Here is a 256-nt window from a genome sequence, read left to right on the forward strand (position 1 = left end):
CGAAGCGACCAAGTCCGCGATGGGCGAGGTCAGCCGTCCGATCATCGCGATCACGCTCGTTCTGTGTGCCGTGTTCGTTCCGGTGGCGTTTGTCCCCGGCTTGACGGGTGAGTTCTATCGGCAGTTCGCTCTGACGATCGCCATCTCGACGGTCATCTCGGCATTCAACTCCCTCACGCTTTCGCCGGCCCTCGCCGCGCTGCTCTTGAAGCCGCATGGCGCCAAGAAAGACGCCCTGTCCATCAAGCGGGTCAGG

At 62.9% G+C, this 256-nt stretch carries 1 protein-coding gene; it reads left to right on the forward strand.

The annotated features are described in order from the left end of the window. On the forward strand, positions 1-256 hold a 256-nt coding region (locus Q5762_RS38995; protein WP_315897056.1), incomplete at both ends, for an efflux RND transporter permease subunit.

Source organism: Streptomyces sp. P9(2023) (assembly GCF_032436795.1).
Taxonomy (GTDB): domain Bacteria; phylum Actinomycetota; class Actinomycetes; order Streptomycetales; family Streptomycetaceae; genus Streptomyces.